A 680-nucleotide genomic window follows, 5' to 3' on the forward strand; every position below is an offset into this window, starting at 1 on the left:
GGGTAAAGGTTAATTTAAAAACAGGAGAAATTTTCAGTGAGTTAAGACCAACTTGTGAAATCTCAATGCATCTTGGAATATATCTTACCCGGCCAGAAGTAAAAGCGGTTATTCATACCCATCCTCCAATTACTGTTGGTTTAATTTCCGCAGGGATTAAATTTAAACCATTTTTCCCAGATTATGTTGCCATACTCGGAAAAGACGTCCCTGTCATTGATTATGTTGTTCCTGCAGGTGAAGAGATAAGAAAAGCGGTTTGTAAAGAAATTAAAAAAGTTAATGTAGTTTTACTTAAAAATCATGGTGTTGTTGCTGTAGGAGAATCAATTAAAGAAGCATACACAAGAAGTTTAATTGTTGAAGAAGCAGCAAAGTCAATTTTGGTTGGTATTTGTTGCGGAAAATTAAGATATTTTACAGAAAAAGAAATAAATCAGATAGAAAATCTTCAAGCAGAAGATTATAGAAAAGCAATTCTTAAAAACCAATGAACTGGAAGATAAAAGATAAAATAATCAACATAGATAAGCCTCTAATAATGGGTATTTTAAATGTTACTCCTGACTCCTTTTCAGACGGAGGAAGTTTTGACAGTATTGAGGCTGCTGTAAAGCGGGCAGAAGAAATGGTACAAGAGGGTGCGGACATCATAGACATCGGCGGTGAGTCCACAAGGC

The 680-nt window shown here is 35.1% G+C and carries 2 protein-coding genes; both read left to right on the top strand.

What is annotated here, in order from left to right:
- The coding region (locus N3D17_07840) for a class II aldolase/adducin family protein (GenBank protein MCX8083273.1) at positions 1–494 on the top strand (494 nt) is incomplete at its 5' end.
- Positions 491–680, top strand: a 190-nt coding sequence (locus tag N3D17_07845) for a dihydropteroate synthase (protein ID MCX8083274.1), incomplete at its 3' end; no start/stop codon positions are given. The genes N3D17_07840 and N3D17_07845, both read left to right, overlap by 4 nt.

The organism is bacterium, assembly GCA_026414725.1.
In the GTDB taxonomy this organism is placed as follows: Bacteria; Ratteibacteria; UBA8468; order B48-G9; family JAFGKM01; genus JAAYXZ01.